The 20,934-nt window shown below is 69.8% G+C and carries 23 protein-coding genes; 6 read left to right on the forward strand and 17 right to left on the reverse strand.

Features of this window, described 5'->3' with window-relative positions; genetic code table 11:
* Positions 1–85 precede the first annotated feature (85 nt).
* Complete coding sequence (locus tag BST11_RS17935) at positions 86–688, reverse strand: TetR/AcrR family transcriptional regulator (protein ID WP_067318676.1); 603 nt, start codon at positions 686–688, stop codon at positions 86–88.
* A 110-nt stretch (positions 689–798) separates the two neighbouring features.
* Between BST11_RS17935 and BST11_RS17940 the strand changes: the two genes are divergently transcribed.
* On the forward strand, positions 799–1,968 hold the full coding sequence (locus BST11_RS17940) for a spirocyclase AveC family protein (RefSeq protein WP_083139246.1): 1,170 nt from the start codon (positions 799–801) through the stop codon (positions 1,966–1,968).
* 9 nt (positions 1,969–1,977) lie between these two features.
* Here the strand turns inward: BST11_RS17940 and BST11_RS17945 are convergent, their stop codons facing one another.
* The 10 genes from BST11_RS17945 to bfr all read right to left on the reverse strand — a co-directional run bounded on the left by BST11_RS17945 (position 1,978) and on the right by bfr (position 12,109).
* Entirely contained in the window at positions 1,978–2,487 is a 510-nt protein-coding gene (locus BST11_RS17945) for a hypothetical protein (protein ID WP_067318672.1), read from the reverse strand.
* A gap of 20 nt (positions 2,488–2,507) precedes the next feature.
* Positions 2,508–4,115 (reverse strand): putative alpha/beta hydrolase, encoded by a 1,608-nt coding sequence (locus BST11_RS17950; RefSeq protein WP_083139247.1) that lies wholly within the window; start codon positions 4,113–4,115, stop codon positions 2,508–2,510.
* Between the two features lie 124 nt (positions 4,116–4,239).
* Entirely contained in the window at positions 4,240–4,674 is a 435-nt protein-coding gene (locus tag BST11_RS17955; protein WP_068206842.1) for an SRPBCC family protein, read from the reverse strand.
* A complete protein-coding gene (locus BST11_RS17960) occupies positions 4,674–5,507 on the reverse strand; it encodes a lysophospholipid acyltransferase family protein (RefSeq protein WP_083139248.1) in 834 nt (277 codons plus the stop codon). The genes BST11_RS17955 and BST11_RS17960 overlap by 1 nt, the downstream gene beginning before the upstream one ends.
* Positions 5,508–5,538: 31 nt before the next feature.
* Entirely contained in the window at positions 5,539–6,654 is a 1,116-nt protein-coding gene (locus tag BST11_RS17965; RefSeq protein WP_083139249.1) for an amidohydrolase family protein, read from the reverse strand.
* 11 nt (positions 6,655–6,665) lie between these two features.
* Positions 6,666–8,018, reverse strand: coding sequence for a type I glutamate--ammonia ligase (locus BST11_RS17970; RefSeq protein ID WP_083139250.1), 1,353 nt, complete (start codon positions 8,016–8,018; stop codon positions 6,666–6,668).
* A 30-nt stretch (positions 8,019–8,048) separates the two neighbouring features.
* On the reverse strand, positions 8,049–8,933 hold the full coding sequence (locus BST11_RS17975; protein WP_083139251.1) for a TIGR03854 family LLM class F420-dependent oxidoreductase: 885 nt from the start codon (positions 8,931–8,933) through the stop codon (positions 8,049–8,051).
* A gap of 59 nt (positions 8,934–8,992) precedes the next feature.
* The gene (locus BST11_RS17980; protein ID WP_083139252.1) at positions 8,993–9,487 is read right to left on the reverse strand and encodes a carboxymuconolactone decarboxylase family protein; all 495 of its coding nucleotides are present in this window, start codon (positions 9,485–9,487) and stop codon (positions 8,993–8,995) included.
* Entirely contained in the window at positions 9,462–11,555 is a 2,094-nt protein-coding gene (locus BST11_RS17985) for an MDR family MFS transporter (protein ID WP_083139253.1), read from the reverse strand. The genes BST11_RS17980 and BST11_RS17985 overlap by 26 nt, the downstream gene beginning before the upstream one ends.
* Positions 11,556–11,629: 74 nt before the next feature.
* A complete protein-coding gene (bfr, locus tag BST11_RS17990; RefSeq protein WP_067318685.1) occupies positions 11,630–12,109 on the reverse strand; it encodes a bacterioferritin in 480 nt (159 codons plus the stop codon).
* A 262-nt stretch (positions 12,110–12,371) separates the two neighbouring features.
* On the opposite strand from bfr, the gene BST11_RS17995 reads away from it, so the two are divergent.
* Complete coding sequence (locus tag BST11_RS17995) at positions 12,372–12,557, forward strand: (2Fe-2S)-binding protein (protein WP_083139254.1); 186 nt, start codon at positions 12,372–12,374, stop codon at positions 12,555–12,557.
* A gap of 6 nt (positions 12,558–12,563) precedes the next feature.
* On the opposite strand, the gene BST11_RS18000 is transcribed toward BST11_RS17995, so the two are convergent.
* Genes BST11_RS18000 through BST11_RS18015 form a run of 4 tightly spaced genes read right to left on the reverse strand, consistent with a single transcriptional unit; the run spans position 12,564 to position 15,459 of the window.
* Positions 12,564–13,313: an enoyl-CoA hydratase/isomerase family protein gene (locus BST11_RS18000; protein ID WP_083139255.1), complete on the reverse strand. Its 750-nt coding sequence runs from the start codon at positions 13,311–13,313 to the stop codon at positions 12,564–12,566.
* A gap of 24 nt (positions 13,314–13,337) precedes the next feature.
* Positions 13,338–13,781, reverse strand: a complete 444-nt coding sequence (locus tag BST11_RS18005; protein WP_083139256.1) for a TIGR03618 family F420-dependent PPOX class oxidoreductase — start codon at positions 13,779–13,781, stop codon at positions 13,338–13,340.
* On the reverse strand, positions 13,778–14,488 hold the full coding sequence (locus BST11_RS18010) for an EthD domain-containing protein (RefSeq protein WP_083139257.1): 711 nt from the start codon (positions 14,486–14,488) through the stop codon (positions 13,778–13,780). The genes BST11_RS18005 and BST11_RS18010 overlap by 4 nt, the downstream gene beginning before the upstream one ends.
* A gap of 35 nt (positions 14,489–14,523) precedes the next feature.
* A complete protein-coding gene (locus tag BST11_RS18015) occupies positions 14,524–15,459 on the reverse strand; it encodes a hydrogen peroxide-inducible genes activator (RefSeq protein ID WP_083139258.1) in 936 nt (311 codons plus the stop codon).
* A 111-nt stretch (positions 15,460–15,570) separates the two neighbouring features.
* On the opposite strand from BST11_RS18015, the gene BST11_RS18020 reads away from it, so the two are divergent.
* Genes BST11_RS18020 through BST11_RS18030 form a run of 3 tightly spaced genes read left to right on the forward strand, consistent with a single transcriptional unit; the run spans position 15,571 to position 18,011 of the window.
* Entirely contained in the window at positions 15,571–16,158 is a 588-nt protein-coding gene (locus tag BST11_RS18020) for a peroxiredoxin (RefSeq protein ID WP_083139259.1), read from the forward strand.
* Between the two features lie 25 nt (positions 16,159–16,183).
* Positions 16,184–16,720: an alkyl hydroperoxide reductase gene (locus tag BST11_RS18025; protein WP_083139260.1), complete on the forward strand. Its 537-nt coding sequence runs from the start codon at positions 16,184–16,186 to the stop codon at positions 16,718–16,720.
* A gap of 7 nt (positions 16,721–16,727) precedes the next feature.
* Positions 16,728–18,011 carry an alpha-amylase family protein gene (locus BST11_RS18030; RefSeq protein WP_083139261.1) on the forward strand — a complete coding sequence of 428 codons (1,284 nt, stop codon included), beginning with the start codon at positions 16,728–16,730 and terminating at the stop codon, positions 18,009–18,011.
* Here the strand turns inward: BST11_RS18030 and BST11_RS18035 are convergent.
* Positions 18,008–18,445, reverse strand: coding sequence for a DUF1810 domain-containing protein (locus BST11_RS18035; protein WP_083139262.1), 438 nt, complete (start codon positions 18,443–18,445; stop codon positions 18,008–18,010). The two genes, BST11_RS18030 and BST11_RS18035, sit on opposite strands and share 4 nt — an antisense overlap.
* A gap of 18 nt (positions 18,446–18,463) precedes the next feature.
* On the opposite strand from BST11_RS18035, the gene BST11_RS18040 reads away from it, so the two are divergent.
* Positions 18,464–19,705, forward strand: coding sequence for an alpha-hydroxy acid oxidase (locus BST11_RS18040; protein ID WP_083139263.1), 1,242 nt, complete (start codon positions 18,464–18,466; stop codon positions 19,703–19,705).
* A gap of 2 nt (positions 19,706–19,707) precedes the next feature.
* Here the strand turns inward: BST11_RS18040 and BST11_RS18045 are convergent, their stop codons facing one another.
* On the reverse strand, positions 19,708–20,868 hold the full coding sequence (locus BST11_RS18045; protein ID WP_083139264.1) for a phytanoyl-CoA dioxygenase family protein: 1,161 nt from the start codon (positions 20,866–20,868) through the stop codon (positions 19,708–19,710).
* Positions 20,869–20,934: the final 66 nt, after the last annotated feature.

Raw genomic sequence — 20,934 nt, forward strand, 5'->3', positions numbered from 1 at the left:
CGTTCATTGTGTCCACAAATTAAGGCGTCTACCCGGCGTTCCGCGTACTTTTGTTCAATCGCCACTGGAATCCGATCGGCACCGATCACGGCAGCTTGATCACCGACACGTACATCTCGACGATCGGCCGGAACAGGTCCACGTCGTCGAGCTGGCTGCCCAGCACGATCGAGTCGCTGGTGGCGACCAGCACCTGGGCAAAGGTCTGCGCCGGAATCGTCAGCGTCCCGCCGAGCCGGTCGACGCCCTTGACGATGTACTTCGCCAGCGCGTCGACGGCCTCCAATCGCTTGGCGGCCACCCGGTCGCGCACCTCGGGGTTGCGCAGCAGATACAGGGTGAACTCGTGGCCCAGGGCGGCGTGCTCGGCCCCGCGATCGCGGCTCAGTTGGCTCCAGCGCTCGGCGATCTCGTCGAGCTCCCGCGCGCCGACCTCGGTCGAGGCCGCCATCACCTCGGTGAAGTTGTCGAAGTAGCGCCTCCAGTAGCGGTCGCTGACGGCGAGAAAGAGGTCTTCCTTCGTCGAGAAGTGCTTGTAGATAGCGCCTTTGGTGTAGCCGGCGGCATGCGCGATGTCGTCGAGCGTGGCCGCGACGAATCCCTTCTCGCCGAACACCTCCTGGGCGGCGTCGATCAACAGCGAGCGGGTGTGCTCGATGCGGCGTTCCCGCGTCCAGCGCTCAACCATGCTCGAGATTCTGCCAGATAATCTGAGAATCTCTTTCGATTCCCAGATACTCATGAGTATATTGCTGAGCGGGAGCAGCGCGACGACCGACCCGGAGGGAAAACCGCGTCATGACCGAGCTATCTGGCAAGCGAAACCCCGTGGTCGCCGAAAAGCTCGGCGGAGCCGCGGAACTCGGCGCGCAGGCGCGGGGGTCGGTCAGGCCGGTCACGGTCTGGGCCACCGTCGGCGTGGCGGTGCTGGCCCTCCAGGTGTACGTGTGGATCCGCTGGATCACCGGGCCGTACTTCACGCGGGTGCCGACCGGGCCGAGCGATCCGCCGCTCTACATGAAGGTGCCGCTCGTCGCGAATGCGGTCATCCTTTGGGCGGCCCTACCGCTTGCCGTCTGGTGGTTTTTCATCAGGCCGTGGCGCCGCGAACGGCGCATCACGTTGGACGGCATGCTCCTGATCGCTATGGGACTGATGTTCTTCCAGGATCCGTTGCTCAACTACTTCAACACGTGGTGCACCTACAACACCTGGCTGTTCAACCGGGGCTCTTGGTCATCGGAAATTCCGGGCTGGGTGTCGCCCGAGGCGCCCGGCCGTCAGGTAGCCGAACCGCTGCTGACGAACGCGCCGGGCTATGCCTACGGCGTTCTGTTCATTACCATCGTCGGGTGTTGGGTCATGCGAAAGATCAAGGCGCGCCGGCCGAATATCAGCAACCTTCGACTGGTCGCGGTGACCTATGCGATCGCATTCCTTTTCGACTTCGTCATGGAAGGGCTGGTCCTGTTACCGATCGGTTTCTACACGTACCCGGGCGCCATCCGATCCGTGTCGATCAATGCCGGCACGTACTACCAGTGGCCCGTCTACGAAGGATTGATGTGGGGCGGCGTGCAGGCCGCGCTGTGCTGTCTGCGCTACTTCACCGACGATCGCGGCCGAACCGTCGTCGAGCGCGGACTGGACGACGTTCGCGGTGGATTGGCGAGGCAGCAGCTGACCCGGTTGCTGGCGATCTTCGCCGGCGTTAGCGCCTGCTTTTTCGTCTTTTACAACGTCCCCGCGCAGTGGATCGGCATGCACGCGGACCCCTGGCCCGAAGACCACCAGAAGCGCTCCTACTTCAACGGCGGCATCTGCGGCGACGGCACCGACACGCCCTGCCCCAACCCCGTTTTGCCGATACCGACCAAACGCTCCGGCTACGTCGACATCCACGGCCAGCTCGTCCTCCCGCCGGGCGCGCAACTGCCGGAAACCGTCCCCTTGCAACGGGGCAAGTGAGGTAGCCGCCTATACGTGCGGCAGCCAGCCCGACCCGTGGGGCGACAGGACGAACCCGCGCCCCTGGGGGTCCGTGCACGCGGTGGTGCCCGCGTTGTCGACGCCGCAGACCACGCCGTTGACCGTGATCGAGTGCATCGGCGGCAGGGTGGCCAGCGGGTGCCCGTAGGCCTGGCCGTTGGGAGCGATCGGGTCGTTGGTTTGCCCAAGCCCCGACGCGGTTCCGATCGAGTTCACGCTGCCGGCCCCGGGTGCGGGAGGGACGGCGGGGAAGTTGTTGCCCGTGCACTGCGCCTCCCCGGAGAAGAAGTCGCACGTGATGCCGTCGGGGGTCAGAAAGTACACCGTGTTCAGCGGCGCGCGTCCGGTGTTGGGCAGCCCAATCGTGTAGTCCTGCACGTTGACTGGCGCGTAGCCGCCGAGGTCGGGGAACTTGGGTGGGTCGGCATGGGCCGCACAGGCGCCCGTCGCGGCGGCGCCGATGATCCCGGTGGCGATGACTAACGTCTTGGCGATCATGTTCGTCCTATCAGCGAGACCTAGCGGTTGGGATTGACCTCGAATTGCTGCGTGTTGTACGGGTTGTTGGTGTTCGTGTTCCATTGGCTGACGAACAGATTCAGCCTATCCAGCGTGGAACCGGGCAGGATGTAGCCGCCGTAGTTCTGGGGCACGTAGTTGGGTCCCTGTGGGTTGCTTTGCTGCGCAACGACGGTCATCGGCGTGCCGCCGCCGAAGAGTTTCGTGGGCTCGTTCGCGACGCGAACCTCGAGGTTTCCGGTTCCCTGGTTGAAGCCGGACAGCACCGGCTGGCCGCCGACCTCGCGAAAACTGAGCTCCCCGAACGGGGTGCGGCTGATCGGCGGGGCGGATTGGCCGGCGGCGCCCCAGCCGGTGCCGGTCCAGGGCTGCCAGGCGGAGCGGTCGGTGACGTGGCCGGGATCGACCCGGTACATGCTGACGCCCTGGCTGCGGTCGAACGAGTCCGCGGCGATGTACACGGTGCCGTCGGCGGCCTGGAACCCGCTGATCTGCGTCGGCGCGGCCCCCGGCGCGCGCCACGAATCCCGGATGGGCTGCCAGCCCTGACCCGGGTCGTTGGTGACCTGGACCAGCCACGAACCGCCGTCGGGATTCAGCTTGGTCGTGCCCGTGGCCATCATGTAGGTGGTGCCGTCGCGCATCCGGATGCTCCCCGCGGGCAGCGTGTTCTTGCCCGCCGCCTGCGGGGGCGGGGGGAACAGGACGTTCGGGCTGCCGTCCGGCCCGGTCAAGGGCTCACCGAAATGGGGCCGGCCGTCCCGGTCGAAGGTGACCGGCACGGCGACCGACGGATAGTGGGTGCCGTCGCCCATCTTGTCGCCGGCGAACGAGTCGCCGAAGATGGCGACGTAGCTGCCGTCGGGCAGCTGAACCACCTCCCCCAGGTCCGCCGCCCCGATCCCCGGGATGCCAGGGGTGGACCCGGTGCCGGCGACCGGACCCAAATCCCTTGCCTCGCCCGGCTTTAGCGGGCCTTCCGCCCAGTCCTCCAGGGTTGCCGGCGGGTCGTAGCCGTCGGTGCGCAGGGTGGCCATCGATTTCCGCAACGTCGCCGCGTAGCCGTCGCGCGTCGATCGCAGCTGCGCCAGCGCGGACTTGGTGTCGGCGATGGCGTCGTCCTCGCACGTACGGATGAACGCGTCCAGGGCCGCCCTGTCCTCGGCGGTGAGGTCGGGGTTCTTCTCCATCTGCACCGCCTGGCCGATCAGGTCGTCGAGCGCCCGCAGCCGGCCTTCCAGGGCCGCGATCTGCCCGGCCCCGGCCTTTTGCGCCTCGGCCAGCGCGGCGGCGATGTTTTCCAGGTCGACGGCGATCTTGGGCAACTGCAGCGACTGCGCGCCCAGGGCCTTGGTCACCCGCTGCACCTCCGCTGAGCCGTTGATCGGATGATCGCCGTTGTGGTGGTTCCATGCCGCGTCGAACCGGCTGCGGGCTTGCTCGAACGCGGCGCTGGACTCCTGGGTGCAGCGGCCCGCGCCGTGGAAGGCCTCCGCCAGATTGGAGATCTGGGCGGGCTGGCCGGACCGCAGGCTGTCATTGATCGCCCAGGGGTCACCACCCGCCTGGGCGATCAGGGCCGCGATGCTTATGTAGCGCAGCTGCACCGCGCGTCCAGCAAACCCGAGTTGAAAAGCATCGCCACCCCTTTCCGGACAAGACTACAGGCGACGACGCGCCGGTCAAGCCGGTCAGCGGCGGGCCCCAGCAAAGGAGCGGCGCGCCCTGGTGCTAGGACTCGGCGAGCGCCTTGAGGCGCTTCAGGGTTTCGGACAGCGTGCGCCCCACCTGTCGCACGGCGACGCGGTCGGCGATGTAGCCGAGGATTCCGCCCGGCGCCTGATACGACAGGCGGAACGTCACCTTCGTCCTGCCCTCGGCGCCCTCGCGCAGCCGGATGCGCCCGCGCAGCGCGACGCCGGTGATGCCCACCCACGCCACGTCGCGGCGGTCGTCGAATTCGACCACCTCGATCAGCCCGCCCACCGGCACCGAGCCGATCTTCCAGTGCACGGTGTAGCGCGCCCCGAGCCCGCGGTCCACGTCGTTCGACGACTCCCACCGCTCCAGGTTCGTCATGAACGACGGGTAGCAGTCCGGGTCGCTGACGATCTTCCAGACCGCGTCGCGGTCGGCGTTGATGACGCAGCGGCGTTCGACGCGCATCAGCCGATCACCGGGAAGCGGCGACGCGCGGCCAGGCGGTCGACGCCACCCTGCAGGCTGGCCATCACCTTGTCGTGCACCGCCTGGTCGTCACCGTCGACCTCGATCGGGTCCTGCACCTCGATCGCGATCTTGGCCGGCAGCGGAATGTGGCCCGCCAGGTCGCTGATGTTGAGTCCCCACGGCAGCGCCAGCGATATCGGGATGCTCTTGAGCCGCAGCAACTTGTCCGCCATCAGCAGCCTGGCCAGCCACTGGCCGCGGTTGAGGAACAGCGCGCTCTCCTGGCCGCCGACGCTGGCGACCGGGACGATCGGCACGCCCGCCTCGCGGGCCAGCCGCACGTACCCCATGCGGCCGCCGAAGTCGACCTTGTGCCGTTCCCACGACGGGCGGAAGACCTCGTAGTCGCCGCCGGGGTAGACCAGCAGCGCCGCCCCGGAATCCAGTGCCAGCCGGGCGTTTTCGGGGTTGGCGGCGACGGTGCCGAATTTGCGCAGCGAGCGCAGCGGCGGCGCGGAGACCACGAGGTTGTGGGCCAGCTGGTAGAACGGCCGCTCGACGCCGAAGTAGGAGCAGAACGCCAGCGTGAACACGAAGGTGTCGGGCGGGACGTTGCCGCCGCTGTGGTTGCCGACCAGCAGCACCGGGCCCTCGGGCGGGATCCGGTCCAGGCCGCGCACGTCGGCCCGGAAGTACAGCGACGCCAGCAGCCAGGTGCCCGGCAGCTGGTCGCGGATATAGTCGGGGTCGCGCTGGTCGAGGTCGGCCTTGGGCACCCGCGACACCACCTGGTCGCGGGCCCATTCCAACATTCCGCCCACCGTCGGCATAAGCGCCCGTATACCCGCGCCGCGCCGCGGGTCAAACGCGGTAGATGCGGGCGGCGTTCTCGCGGGCGATCAAATCGACCACCCGGATGGCGTCCTTTTCGCTCCAGTCGCCGGCGGCGACGAAAGCGCGCAGCACGCGGTGAATGCCGTTGCGCCACAGCGCCGCACCGAGATAGTGCAACTCGGCGGGCCCGAACCCGTCCGACGAGTACAGGATCCTTCCGAAGGGCGCCATCTCGAGCAGCCGGGCGATGAACGCGGGCGCCCGCGCCCCCAGGTAGTTCACGCTCAGCCCGCCGTCGAGGTAGACGTTGTTGAAGGCCTGCGCCAGATACCCCGCCTCGCGCTCGTAGGGGTAGCAGTGCAGCAACACGATCGGGGTGTCGGCGGAATGCTCCAGGAAATCGCGCAGCAGCAGCGGATTGGCCTTGGACAGGTCGCAGTCCCGGTCGCCGAAGCCGACGTGGAACTGCAGCGGCTTGCCCAGCCGCAGCGCCCGGTGCAGCCCGAACCGCAGCAGGACCCGGTCCCGCAGCCGGGTGCCGCCGTTGTCGCGCCACCGGTCGGCCGCCTCGGCCACCTGCGCCGCGGTCGGCTCGGACAGGTCGCCCTCGAACCCGCCGCGGTAGGCCAGGATGGACTTGGTGCCGACCGCCGTGGCCGCGCGCCGGTGCAGGATCTCCTCGAACGCCGAGGCGTAGTGGCCCGGTGCCCGCGCGGCCTGCTCGGCGACCTGCTCGAGGCGAACGATTTCGTGGGCGCGGTTGCCGGACAGTTCGGCCATCTCGGCCGTGCCGGCCGTGGCCGTGTCATCCTGGATGCCCGTGTCGATCAGCCAGTCGCTCACGTTGGCGGGCGGCAGGAACAGCCGCGCCAACTCCGCCTCGCCGTGTTGCCTGCGGCGGTCCCAGTAGGCTTGCGGGTCAACGTGTTCGGGCAGGCCCAGGACGGGCCCGCAGTGGGCGCGCACCGCGAAGCCGAGCTGGGAGTCGAAGCCCGAGCCCGCCAGCGGCTCGGTGTTGGCCTCGTTGAGGGCGTTCTCGAAGCGCCGCCGATCCCCCGCCGCCAACCAGCACCCATGCGCGTGCTGATCGATCAGCGCCACCTGTGCGATGTGTTGGGCGAGCGCGGACGGGTCGGAGGCCACGGCAAGTCCCGTCACAGGCTCCACGCCATGCGGAACCGGTCGGCCAGTTGCTCCTTGTCCAGGTTGCCGTAGCGCTTTTGCTCCAGGCGGCGGACCGCGACCACCATGTCGACCACGGGGTCGCCCAGGATACGCCGCAGCAGCGCCGAACCGTCCAGTGCGGCAATGACTTCCGGTTGTGCCTCGGGCAGGCGCACGACGCCGGCATCGTCGCGGTCCGACTCCGACAGGCGAGCCGGGTCGATCGTGATTTCCCGCGGCAGCGCCGCCTGGCGCTGGATCCCGTCGAGCGCCAGGCCGAGGATGGCCGCCGTGGCCAGGTAGGGGTTGGCCGACGGGTCGACGATCTTCACCTCGACGTTGCCCCCGTACGCGGCGCCGGGTCCGCCCCGGACGAATCGCACCGCCGCCTCCCGGTTCTCGGTGCCCCAGCAGGCGTAGGCACCGGCCCAGTTGCCGGGCCGCATCCGCAGGCCGGACACGATCGATCCGCACAGGATGCCCTGGGCCTCGGGCAGGCCCGCGACGACGCCCGCGACGGCGCTCTCCCCCGCCGCCGTCATGCCCGCCGGTCCGCTTCCGTCGGAGAACAGGGGGCCTTCGGCGGATTTCAGCGAGAAGTGTTGGTGCGCACCGGATCCGACGCTGTCCGCGAACGGGGCTGGCGACAGGCTGACGCGCAGCCCGTGGCGGCGCGCGGCCCGGCCGATGATCAGCCGGATCAGCGCCAGGTGATCGGCGGCCGCCACCGGCGACGACGGCGACAGCGAGATCTCGAACTGGTTGGCGCCGTACTCGGGATGGAACTGCTCGATGCCGACGCCGGCCGCCGTGGCCGCGGCGTTGACGTCGCGCACGAACGCCTCGTGTTCGAGCACGCCGGCGAGGCCGTACTGCGCCCACAGGGCGGAGGGCAGGCGGCCACCGTCGGGACCCACCAGCAGGAACTCGATTTCGTGGCCGATCGTCGCCTCGATGCCGGCGTCCCGCAGCGCGGCCTCGACGCGGTTCAGCGTCCCCCGGGCGCAGAGCGGGACCGGTGTGCCGTCCTGCTCGAAGAACGCGGCCGGCGCCCAGGCCAGCCCGTCGCCGACGATCCGCAGGGCGGCCAGGTCGATGCGCAGCCGCTGGTCGCCGACCACGCCGACGTCGTCGGTGAACGCGATGCCGGTCTGATCGATGGCGAAGGCGTGCCACGAGGGGCTGGCGCCCAGGCCCGGATCGGCGAACGTGTTGGTCCGCCGGATGGGGACCGTCTTGGCCTGGGTGAGCCCGGCGGGGTTCACGACGGTGCCGATGACGGTGTCGACGCCTTCGGCCTCCAGCTGGGCGATCGCGGCGGCGGCAAGGGGGGTGGCTGCCATGGCGCTAATTGTGCAGCGTCGGTGACCCGATCAGTTCTGGCGGCCGACCAGCTCGGTGACGAACCGGTCGATGAAGCCGTCCAGGGGCGCCTTGCCCGCCGGCCGGATGACGAACTTCGTCAGCCCCGCGTCGATGTAGGCGTCGAGTTGCCGGTGCAGCCGATCCCAGCCGGCGGCGATCAACTCGGCGGGATCGACGCCCGGGCGACGGCGGCGAACCGCCGCGGCCACCTCGTCGGGCAGGTCGGTGCCGTCCAGCACGGCCAGCGAGATGCCGAAGTGGTCGGGCTCGATGCGCCGGCCGGCCCGCTCCGCGGCGCGTTCGATCGCCTCGCGCCCGGCGCGCGCCTCGTCCGGGGTCAAGAAGCTGCCCAGCCAGCCGTCGGCCAGCGCGCCGATGCGCCGAAACGCCGCGGGCGCCGAGCCGCCCAGCCAGATGTCCAGCGGGGGCACGGGCCGCGGGGCGACCCCGGCGCCGTTCACCGTGAAATACCGGCCGCGGTAGGTGGTGTCGTCGTCGACCAGCGCCGCGCGCAGCACCCGCAGGGACTCGTCGAACACCGCCGCCCGCTCCCCGTCGGGCACCACGAACACCTCGCGCTCGGCCGGAATCGCCGACCGCAGGCCGAAGACGGGCAGGACCCGCTTGGGCGCGACGGCCGCCAGCGACGCCAACTGCTTGGCCACCAGCACCGGATGCCGCCCCGGCAGCACAGCCACCGAGGTACCCGCCTTCAACCGGGTCGTCCGGGCCAGCGTGTAGGCCATGCCGACGACGGGATCGACCGCCGGGGAGTAGACGAGCTCGGAGAACCACAGCGAGTCCACGCCGGAGCTCTCCAGGTGGTCGACGATGCCCGCGAGCTGGCCCGGGGCGGTGTCCGCGCCCAGCCCGACGCCGAAGCGAATCTTCACTCGTGCCCTCCTGGCCCGCCCCGGCTGCACCGCTCGTGCCCGCATGGGGCCGCCGGCGGTCAGCCGCGGCTTGGCAGCGTCAGCTTGCAGGCCTGGCCGATGTCGAGGGTCCGCAGCATCCGCCCCATGCCGACCCACAGGGCGCACGACAGCGCGAGGTCTGCGAGCAGCTCCTCGGAGAAGTGCTCGCGGCAGCGGCTCCAGAAGTCCTCGTCGTCGCGCAATTTGGTGTGCTCGGTGCCGAACCGGTGCGCGAACTCCGCCGCCAGGCGCTCCTGTTCGCTGTATCCCGGCCAGGTGCGCCACTCCAGGGCGTGTTCGTAGAGCTCCTCGTCCACGCCGGCGGCGGGCCCGTCGGCGTCGCGGGTGTTCATGCACACGGTGCATTCGTTGTCGTGGGCGATGACGGCCCGGGCCAGCTCGCGGGTGCGCATGGGCAGCCGGTTCTTGGTGTAGACGGCCTGGCTGAAGTTGGCGATCGCGCCGCCGAGGTCGGGCGACTTGGCGGCCCAGCCGTAGACGTCGTCGTCAGCGAATGTTCCGATTCGGCTCATGGCGTGATGGTACGCCCGCCGCAATGGCGGCGGGCGGCGCCTCGTCATGCCAGTCGCGTTGGGCCAGAACCCGATGCGCGACGCGATCCAGGGCGGCCTGCACCTGGCCACGGTCCGGTCGGCCCTCGAAGCCCGGCGACCGGGCCAGCTTGTCCACCAGCCAGGCCACCAGCAGCGAGTGCACGTACTCGACCTGCTGCGACCCCGCCGGCGTCAGCCACATCTCGTCGCCGTCGAAGTGCGCATAGCCGGCGGTGGCCAGCCGGGAGAAGGTGGGCTCCAGCACCTCGAACGGTATGCGCAGGTACTCGGCCATGTCGGTGAGCCGGGCCACCCCGTACATCTGCCGGTAGCGGTTGATCCGCAGGACGCCCCACAACCCGGCGACGTCGAGGCGGCAGTCCGGTCGCATCGCGATGCTGCGCAGCCGCATGCCGGGGACGCCGCGCAGCACGCGCGCAACGGCGTTCTCCAGCAACACTTCCGAGCTGTCGGTGGTCGGCATCCCGAACCCGTCGCCGAGATCGACCGCGCTGCTGTGGATGTCGCGCAGCGGGACCTCGCGCAAAAACAGCGCCAACACGAACCCGAGCAGGGCCACCGGCGCCGCCCAGAAGAAGACCTGCGCGAGCGAGTCGGCGTAGGCCGCCACGATCGGCGCGGCCACGTTGGCCGGCTGCCGATGCAGGGCGCCCGGTGAGCTGACGGCGGCCGGGGGCGCGCCGCTGGCCGCCAGCGCGGGACCCAGCCGGCCGTTGAGGAAGTTCACGAACAACGAGCCGAATATCGCTGCGCCAAAGGAACTCCCGATGGTGCGAAAGAACGTGACCCCCGAGGTGGCCACGCCCAGGTCCTCGAAGTTCGACGTGTTCTGCACGATGAGGACCAGCACCTGCATGGACAGCCCGATCCCGCCGCCCAGAACGAGCAGGTAGACCGATTGCCACAGCGCCGACGTCGACGGGTCCATCCGCGACATCAGCAGGAAGGCAAGCGCCATCAGCGCCGTGCCGGCCACGGGAAAGATCTTGTAGCGGCCCGTGCGGCCGACGATGGTGCCGCTGCCCGTCGAGGTGATCAGCATCCCGACCACCATCGGCAACGTGCGCAGGCCCGAGGTGGTCGCGGAGACGCCGTCGACGTACTGCATGTACGTCGGCAGGAACGTCATCGCGCCCAGCATCGCGAAACCCACGACGAAGGACAGCACGCAGCACACGGTGAACACCGGGTCGCCGAACAACCGGACGGGCAGGATCGGCTCCGCCGCACGGCTTTCCACCCACACGAACGCGACCAGCGCGACCACGGCGCCGACGAACAACCCGACGATCGTCGCCGACCCCCACGAGTACAGGGTGCCGCCCCAGCTGGTGGCCAGCGTCAGTGCCGCGGCGCCGGCGCCGACGAACGCGATGCCGGCGTAGTCGATGACGGGCTTGCTCGACGAGGTCAGCGCCGGGATCGCCGCGGCCGCAACGACAATGACGGCGATCGAGATCGGCACGTTGACCCAGAACGCCCACCGCCAGGTCAGGTAATCGGTGAAGTAGCCGCCCAACAGCGGGCCGATGACCGTCGTGACACCGAAGACCGCGCCCAGCATGCCCTGGTAGCGGCCCCGCTCCCGCAGCGGGACGACCTCGCCGATGAGCGCGCTGGCGGTCACGGTGATGCCGCCTCCCCCGATCCCCTGCAGCGCCCTTGCCGCGACCAGCATGGCCATCGACTGCGCCAGCCCGCACAGCACGGATCCCACGACGAAGAAGACCACCGCGGCCTGGAATACGCGCTTGCGGCCGAACAGATCTCCGAGCTTGCCGACCAGCGCCGTGACGACCGTCGACGCCAGCAGGTAGCTGGTGACGACCCAGGATTGGTGCCCGGCGTCGCCCAGGTTGGCGACGATGGTCGGCAGCGCGGTCGCGACGATGGTCTGGTCCAGCGCGGCCAGCAGCATGCCGAGCACGACGGCGACGAAGATCAGGTTCCGCCGTTGCGGGCTGATCCGCGCGTTGCCCGGCGCGGCGGCCGGCCGGGGCTGGGTCGCGGTTTTCGGGCTCGTCATGCCTGCCTTCCGTGGGCGCGTCGATCCTTACGGGTGCCCAGCGTCAGGCGGCGGCAATCAGTGGCCCCGGCGCGTCAGCTCGGGGGCCGCGAGACGCACTGGGCCGAGTACAGCTCCTCGCCCAGTTTCTCCATCAGCTCCAGCTGCGTCTCGAGGTAGTCGATGTGCTTTTCCTCGTCGGACACGATCTTCTCCAGCAGGATGGCGCTGGTGCTGTCCTGCTTCTCCCGGCACATGATGATGCCGGGCTTGAGCCGGTCCATCACCTCGTACTCGATGGCCAGGTCGGCCTCGAACTGCTCGCGCAGCGTCTGCCCGATCCGCAGCGAGAAGAGGCGCTGGTAGTTCGGCAGCCCGTCGAGCAACAGGATGCGGTCGGTGAGCTCCTCGGCGTGTCGCATTTCGTCGAACGACTCCGCGCGCGTGTGCTCGGCCAGTTCGGTGAAGCCCCAGTTCTCCTGCATCTTGCCGTGCAGGAAATACTGGTTGATCGCGGTGAGCTCACTGGTCAGTTGCTCGTTGAGCAGGCGCAAAACGTCCGGATCACCTTGCATGATCACTCCTACGGTGTGAGGCTCGGCTGGGACCCGGACCGCACCGGAGGTGGCTGGGCTGGAGCGCACGGCGCCGGGGCGTTCGGGGTTACGACCAGCACTTTGCCACGCGAATTTCGAATCTTCCAGCAAGGTTTGGCTTTGCTCACTGAGGTTAGGAATGACTTACGTCACGGTTTGTTAGGTTAGACTCCGCTAAGGAAGTTAGGTTAGACTCCACTAATATGCGGTGGTTTCGCTCGGCTCGTGCGGGGGTGCGCTGATGTACGTATGCCTCTGTGTCGGGGCCACCAATCAGACCGTGTGCGACGCCGTCGCGCGGGGCGCATCGACGTCCAAGGAGATCGCCGAGGCCTGCGGGGCCGGTGGCGACTGCGGGCGCTGCCGGCGCACGCTGCGCGCGATCCTCGCCGCGGAGCGCGTGCGCGAGCCCGCCCCGTCGCGCTAGAGGCCGTCAGCGCTTGTTGAAGTCCGCCAGGGCCGCGGCGTTCGCCTGGGCGCCCATCAGTTCGGCGAAGTGAGCGTTCTCCCGCGCGGTCGCGGCGGCGATCTCGGGGCGGACCGGTTCCATCATCGTGTGTTTGACGGCCATCAGGCTCGAGATCGGGCGTGCGGCAAGCACTTCGGCGTGCCGGCGGGCCTCCGGCAGCAGCTCGTCGGGACCGCACACCCGCCATACCAGGCCCATCCGCAGCGCCTCGTCGGCGTCCACCCATTCCGAGGACATCAACAGCCAGGCGGCGTTTTGCCGGCCCACCAGCTGCGGCAGCAGGTACGACGACGCGGCTTCGGGGGCGACGCCCAGGCTGGTGAACGGGCACTTCAGGCGGGCCGTCGACGACATGAATGCCAGGTCGGCATAGCCCAGGATGGTGGCGCCGATCCCCACGCCCACGCCGTTGACCGCGCAGATCAGGGGCTTGGGGAACGCGCTGAGCGCAGCGATCAGGCCGGTGAAGCCGTGCTTGCCGGGGGTGAAGTTCGGGTCGGTGATGCGCGCCTGCATCTCGGCGAGGTCGGTGCCCGCGCTGAACCCGCGGCCCGCGCCGGTCAGCAGGACGACGGCCACCTCGGGATCGTCGGCGGCCGCCAGCAGCGCTTCGGCGGTGGCGTCGTAGAGGGCCTCGTTGAACGCGTTGAGGGCCTCGGGCCGCTTGAGCGTGAGGGTGCGCACCCGCTTTTCGTCGTCGATCTGCAGCGTCACGGGTGCAGCGTAGACGGCAGCGGCTCAGCCGTTGCTGTAGACCCGGGTCGGGGCGATGAGCACCACCGCGCGCCGCTCGGCGGCCATCACCCGGTCGTACTCGTCCCAGTCGTCGTGGGTGCCGCCCGCGGCGGTGAAGACCTCGCGCAGCAGCAGCCGCAGCTGGTCGGCGTCGTTCAGCCAGGGCCGCGGGTCGTCGGGGCCAGCCAGTTCGGCGCGGCCCTCGACGGTGGCCCACTGCCAGCCGTCGCGGAACGTGACGGCCAGCTGCGGCCGCTCGCGCAGGTTGGCCAGCTTGACCTTGCCGTAGGTGGTGAAGCCCAGGGCCGGTTCCCCGGTCGCGGGGTGCGGCAGCCGTCCGACGTTGACCAGCGACGCCTGCACCGTGCCGTCGGCGCGCACGGTGGACACCACGGCCAGGCCGTTGTCCGCGGCGGCCAGCGCCACCGCCTCGTCCAGTGTGGTCATGCGGACCCTCCGTCCCGAAACGGTGTCTTGATGACGTAGCGGCTGGTCGGCACCGTGTCGATGTTCTCGTTGGCGCCGAATGCCGTTGTGCTGGCGACCATCCGGCCGATCCGGTGCTGCAGGTCGTCGTCGTCGGCGGCGCCGAAGAACGCCTTCAGGTCGGTGATGGCCTCCGCGGGGAACAACTCCTCTACGATGCCGGCGATTCCCGGTGCGTCCTCGGTGAGGTGGCGCACCACGAAGTTCTGGGTGTAGCCGAACGTCGACTGCGTCTCGATGGCCACCGAGGTGTGGTTGAGCTGCCAGCGGGTCAGCCAGGTCGCCTGGCCCATGCCCTCGGGCCGGCGCAGCAACGCGATGTTGGCCAGACCCGTTGTGCGACAACCGAGTTGGGGCGGTGCGGCGAGCGGTACCGACTCGGTCACCAGGTAGGCGGCGAGCCGTTCGCATTCGGCCGCCAGCAGCGCCAGCGCTTTCGCCGCCTGCTCGCCGTAGCACTGCTGGGTCCACAGGCTCACCACCGCGGCGACCGGCGGGTCCAGCGTCGTCAGCGTCATCAGCGAGTGGCGCACCGCGTCGTCGCGGACATTGATAGAGAGGCCCGATAGACCTAGATCCAGCAGCGCGTCGGCGACCGGCCCGCGCTGCCGCGCACACCAGTCGTCGTTCGAGTCGGCACGCATCAGCACGGCGATCACCTTTTCCATAGGCCGAACCTACCGCCGGCGCATGGCTGTTTGAGCTATTTGGCCGGGCGCACCTGGTGTTCCTCGGCGATCAGCGTGCCGACCGTTTCGGCCAGCCGCCGGTAGGCCTCGTCGCGGCCGCTCGACGAGCGGAACACCAGGCCGATCCGCCGTCCCGGGCGGGGCGCGGCGAACTGTGCGAGCCCCAGGCGGCTGCGGGCGGACTCCACGGGCACCGCGCTCTGCGGGATGAGCGTCACCCCCAGCCCGCCGGTCACGCACTGCACCGCGGTCGCCAGCGACGCCGCGCGGGTGTTTGCCACTTCCGCCCGCACGCCGGCGTTCTGGCAGACATCCAGCGCCTGGTCGCGTAGGCAGTGGCCCTCGTCGAGCAGCAGCAGGGGCAGCTCGGCCAGCGCCGTGGCCGGCACCCGGCGCTTGCCCGCCAGCGGATGCCCCGGCGGCAGGGCGAGCACGAAATCCTCGTCGTAGATCGGAATTGCGGTCATGCCGGGCGCATCCGCGGGCAGGGCGATCAGCGCGGCGTCCAGCGCCCCGTCGCGCAGCAGCCTGAGCAGCCGGTCGGTCTGGTCCTCGATCACCCGCAGGGTCAGCGCGGGCAGGCGTTCGGCCAGCCCGGCCAGCAGCGTCGGCAGCACGTAGGGCGCGACGGTGGGAATCAGGCCCAGCCGCACGGCGCCCTGCAGCGGATCGGACGCCCCCGCGGCCGCGGCGGTGAACGCGTCGACGGCCTCGACGACGGCGAGCGCGCGCGGCAGGAGCTGCGTGCCCTCGGTCGTCAGGAAGACGCGCCGCGTCGACCGCTCGATCAGCTGGGTGCCCAGGCCCGCCTCCAGCGCCGCCAGCGCCTGCGACAGCGTCGACTGGCTGACGCCGAGAGTTGTTGCGGCGCTGCTGAAGTGCTGCTTTTCTGCCACCGCGACGAAGGCGCGGAGCCCGGCGATGGTGGGCTGATAGATCTTATCGGACATACCTATAAGTATAGTGCTATATATCACCTTTACTTCAACCACGAGACCAGGCATCATGGTGGCAGAAGGCTAATCTTGAATGAATCCAGATAACCAGATAAGAGGTGCGACATGTCCCTGCTGACCATCGGCGACCAATTCCCCGCCTACCAGCTCACCGCCCTGATCGGCGGCGACCTGTCGAAGGTCGACGCCAAGCAGCCCGGTGACTATTTCACCACGATCACCAACGAGGACCACCCCGGCAAGTGGCGCGTGGTCTTCTTCTGGCCCAAGGACTTCACGTTCGTGTGCCCGACGGAGATCGCGGCGTTCGGCAAGCTCAACGACGAGTTCGAGGATCGCGACGCGCAGGTCCTGGGTGTCTCGATCGACAGCGAGTTCGTCCACTTCCAGTGGCGCGCGCAGCACGAGGACCTCAAGAAGCTGCCGTTCCCGATGCTCTCGGACATCAAGCGGGAGCTTTCCCTGGCCACGGGCGTGCTGAACGATGAGGGCGTCGCGGACCGGGTGACCTTCATCGTCGACCCGAACAACGAAATCCAATTCGTCTCGGCCACCGCCGGATCCGTGGGGCGTAACGTCGACGAGGTGCTGCGGGTCCTGGACGCTCTGCAATCCGACGAGCTGTGCGCCTGCAACTGGCGCAAGGGCGACCCGACGATCGACGCCGGCGAGCTGCTCAAGGCTTCTGCGTAAATACCTCAAGGCTTAGGAGGGCGAAATGAGCGTCGAAAACCTCAAGGACGCGCTGCCGGAGTACGCCAAGGACCTCAAGCTCAACCTCGGCTCGATCACCCGCACCACGGTGTTGGACGAGGAGCAGCTCTGGGGCACCCTGCTGGCCAGCGCCGCGGCCACCCGCAACACGCAGGTGCTGGCCGAGATCGGCGGCGAGGCGGCCGACCACCTGTCCGCCGAGGCGTACCAGGCGGCGCTGGGCGCGGCGTCCATCATGGCGATGAACAACGTGTTCTACCGCGGCCGCGGCTTCCTCAACGGCGCCTACGACGACCTGCGGGCCGGGTTGCGGATGAATATCATCGCCAACCCGGGTGTGGCCAAGGCGAACTTCGAGCTGTGGTGCTTCGCGGTGTCGTCGATCAACGGCTGCCCGGACTGCGTCGGCGCACACGAGCACACGCTGCGGGAGGCGGACGTGAGCCGGGAGACCATCCTCGAGGCGCTGAAGGCCGCGGCGATCGTTTCCGGTGTGGCACAAGCGATCGTGGCCGCCCAGACGCCGGCCGCGGTCGGCTGATCGCGGCATGGTGAGCGCGCCGTCCTGGGTCGAACACGCGATCTGGTGGCAGGTCTACCCGCTGGGATTCGTGGGCGCGTTCCCGGAGTCATCCGAGGCGCCGCGGCCGGGCCAGCACCGGCTGCGGCGCCTCGTCGACTGGCTCGACCACGCCATCGCGCTGGGCGCGTCGGGGATCGCGCTGGGACCGATCTTCGCCTCGCGCACACACGGATACGACACCACCGACCACTACCGCATCGATCCCCGGCTCGGCGACGACGCCGACTTCGATCACCTCGTCGCCGAGGCGCATCGACGGGGGCTGCGCGTGCTGCTCGACGGCGTCTTCAACCACGTCGGCGTGGACTTCGCGCGCTTTCGCGAACAAGCGGCGGACTGGTTCAGCGGCGATACCTTCGAGGGCCACGCCGAGCTGATCACGCTCAACCACGACAACCCCGAGGTCATCGACTACACCGCCGACGTGATGGCGCACTGGCTGGGCCGCGGCGCGGACGGCTGGCGCCTCGATGCGGCCTACATTGTGCCGGAACACTTCTGGGCGTCCACGCTGCCGCGGGTGCGCGAGCGGTTTCCGGATGCCTGGTTCGTCGGCGAGCTGATCCACGGTGACTACGCCGCGGTGGTCGAGGCGGCCGGGTTCGACTCGGCGACCCAGTACGAGCTGTGGAAGGCCATCTGGAGCGGCCTCAACGACGGCAACTTCTTCGAGCTGGACTGGGCGCTGCAGCGCCACAACGCGTTCCTGACACGCTTCGCCCCCTTGACGTTCGTCGGCAACCACGACGTCACCCGCATCGCCAGCAAGCTGGAGCGGCCCGAGCACGTGGCCCAGGCGCTGGTGATCCAGCTGACCGTCGGGGGCGTGCCCTCCGTGTACGCCGGCGACGAGCTCGGCTTCCGGGGCGTCAAGGAGGAGCGGTACGGCGGCGACGACGCGGTGCGCCCCGAGTTCGGCGCTCCCCCACCGGAATTGGATGCCTTCGGCGCCGACGTGTGGGCGCTGCACCAGTTCCTGATCGGGCTGCGCCGCCGCCACCCGTGGCTGCACTCCGCGTCGACGACCGCGCTGCGGCTGGACAACCGCCACTACGTCTACGAGACCCGCAGCGGGGACGACGCGTTGCTGGTCGCGCTCAACATCGACGAGGAGCCGCTGCGACTGACCCTGGCGGACGTGGGCGCCGCGCGCGGGCGGGTGATCGGCGGTTCGGCGGCCCCGCCGCGGGAGGTCGTGGACGCTCTGGTGGTCGAACCTCACGGGTGGCGGATCGTCGGCCCCGTCTAGGAGCCGTCCAGCCGGTCCAGCGTGAGCGGATCCTGCCGGCCGCCGTAGTACTTCTCGAGCAGCGCCAGGAACTCCTCGTTGTCGTCGGTGGCGCGGGCGAACAGCGTCATCGACGAGCGCAGCTTCAGGTCGTCGGGCGAACCGAAGATCTCCGGGACCGAACGGCCCTCGACCTCGTTGACCAGCCGCGCGCACTCGCGCAGCCGCGGCCCGAGCAGCTCGTGGCGCAGGTAGGCGCGGGCCTCGTCGAGCGAGGCGATGCCGTAACGCGCCGCGGTGGGGCTGCCGCCCAGGCCGCGCAGCTGCGGGAAGACGAACCACATCCAGTGGCCGCGCTTTCGCCCGGCGCGCAGCTCCGCGACCACGTCGCGATAGACCGGGGCCTGCGCGTCCACGAAGCGCTCCAGGTCGAAGGGGTCGCCGGTCGGGTCCATGGGACTACCGTGACACACATGCCGGTCGAGCGACGAGTGCCCAGGGTGCGCGACCTGGCGCCGCTGATCCGGTTCAGGCGACCGCGGCTCGGCGCGACCGGGCGCCGCCTGGATGCCGCGCTGACCATCGAAGACCTGCGCCGCATCGCCAACCGCCGCACCCCCAAGGCGGCGTTCGACTACGCCGACGGCGCCGCCGAGGACGAGCTGTCCCTCGCCCGGGCCCGACAAGCGTTCCGCGACATCGAGTTTCATCCGACGATCCTGCGCGACGTCAGCAACGTCACCGCCGGGTGGAACGTGCTGGGGCAACCGGTCGTCCTGCCGTTCGCGATAGCGCCGACCGGGTTCACCAGGCTGATGCACACCGAGGGCGAGATCGCCGGCGCGCGGGCGGCCGCCGCGGCCGGGATTCCGTTTTCGCTGTCCACGCTGGGCACCTGCGCGATCGAAGACCTGGTGACCGCTGTCCCCCAGGGGCGCAAGTGGTTTCAGCTGTACATGTGGCGCGACCGGGAGCGCTCGATGGCGCTGGCGCAGCGCGCGGCCGACGCGGGCTTCGACACGCTGCTGGTCACCGTCGACGTTCCGGTCGCGGGGGCGCGGCTGCGCGACGACCGCAACGGCATGACGATCCCGCCGACGCTGACGCTGCGCACCGTGCTGGACGCGGTCCCGCACCCGAAGTGGTGGTTCGACCTGTTGACCACCGAGCCGCTCGCGTTCGCGTCGCTCGATCGCTGGCCCGGCACCGTCGGCGAATACCTGAGCACCATGTTCGACCCCAGCCTCACCTTCGACGACCTCGAGTGGATCAAGGCCCGATGGCCGGGCAAGCTCGTCGTCAAGGGGATCCAGACCCTCGGCGACGCCCGCGCCGTCGTCGACCGCGGCGCCGACGGCCTGGTGCTGTCCAATCACGGTGGGCGCCAACTGGATCGCGCGCCGGTACCGTTCCACCTGTTGCCCGCCGTATCACGAGAGCTGGGCAAACACACCGAGATCCTGCTCGACACCGGCATCATGTCGGGTGCCGACATCGTGGCGGCCGTCGCGCTGGGGGCCCGGTGCACGCTGGTGGGCCGGGCCTACCTCTACGGGCTGATGGCCGGCGGCGCGGCGGGGGTGGCGCGCGCGATCGACATCCTGGCGAGCGGTGTCACCCGGACCATGGCGCTGCTGGGGGTGACCTGCCTCGAGGAGCTTTCGCCCAAGCACGTCACGCAGCTGCGGCGCCTGGGGCCACGCCCGGGCGAGTGACGCTACTGCAGGCGCGCGACCTGTTCGGTGCGGTTGCGCACCAGGTCGTTGAAGGCCTGGCCGGGGCCGATGTGCCGCCACAGCTGCGGCGGATAGTGCGTGACGTACATGGTGCGGCGGCCCCCGGCGCCGGAAGGCTGCGGGGAGGCGTGCATCAGGTCCTGGATGTGCACGGTGACGTCGCCCGGGGCGGTGTCGATGGCGACGATCGGCACGTCCTTGAGCCGCTGTTCCCACCGGTAGTGGATGGCCTGGCCGTGGCTGCCCGGAACGACCAGCAGGTTGCCGGTCGAGGAGTCCGAGCCGGTGAGCTGGATGCCGACGCTGACCGCCGGGCACATGATCGCGTGCCCGCCCATGCCGCAGTCCTGGTGCCACGGGATGTTGGACAGCCCGCTGGTGTTTCCCGGCACCTTGAGCAGCACCGCGGCGCCTTCCATCCGGTCGGGCGCCGGGCGCAGCGCGGGGTCGAGGAGGGCGCCGAGCCTGCGCACCCTGGGGTCGTCCTCCAAAGCGGCGAGGACAGGCGAGTGCAGCGTCGCGTAGACCAGGCGACACAGCGCGCTGGCGCCGCCCTCGGCCGTGACCCACCAGGACCGGTCGTCGCCGGGGCGCGCCGCCGCGGCGAGGCGGTCGACCTCGCGGTTGGCGAGCCGCATCTCCTCGGCGCCGAACACCCCCTTGACGTGCAGGTAGCCCATCGTTTCGAGCTGCGCGGCCAGCTCGGAGTCTTCGGCGTCGAGCGTGAACACCGCGCGCGCGTCGCGTCCGCGGAGGTCGGCCCTGGCCGGGTCGTACGGGGGGACGCCCGCGTGCAGGTAGCGCAGGATCGGGTCCCAGTCGGCGAGCCGCTCGAACCCGCCCCGCCGGAAGTCGAGGTCGTCGCTGAGCAGCAGGTTGATCACCGTGCGGACCTGGCCGACCATGTCGTCCCAGGCCGGTCGGGAAAGCCGCACGACGGTACCGGCGCCGGCAGGGACGCCCGCGCCGTCAGACCCGTCGGCGCGCCCGTTCTCGACCCGGATCGTCGAGCCGTCGGCGGAATAGGTGATCGCGTCGTCGTCGACGAGGAAGGTGACGTCGCCGGCGGCGGCGAGATCCCTGGCCGCGGATTCGAGGATGTCCGGGTCGAGGAGACGCATGTCGGGCCGTGACAGCGGCATGGATCGATTATGCCGCCGGGCGAACGCCGCGCGGGAACAAACCGGCGCCGGGCTGGGTTAAGCGCA

It is taken from the genome of Mycobacterium alsense, from assembly GCF_002086635.1.
Classification (GTDB): domain Bacteria; phylum Actinomycetota; class Actinomycetes; order Mycobacteriales; family Mycobacteriaceae; genus Mycobacterium; species Mycobacterium alsense.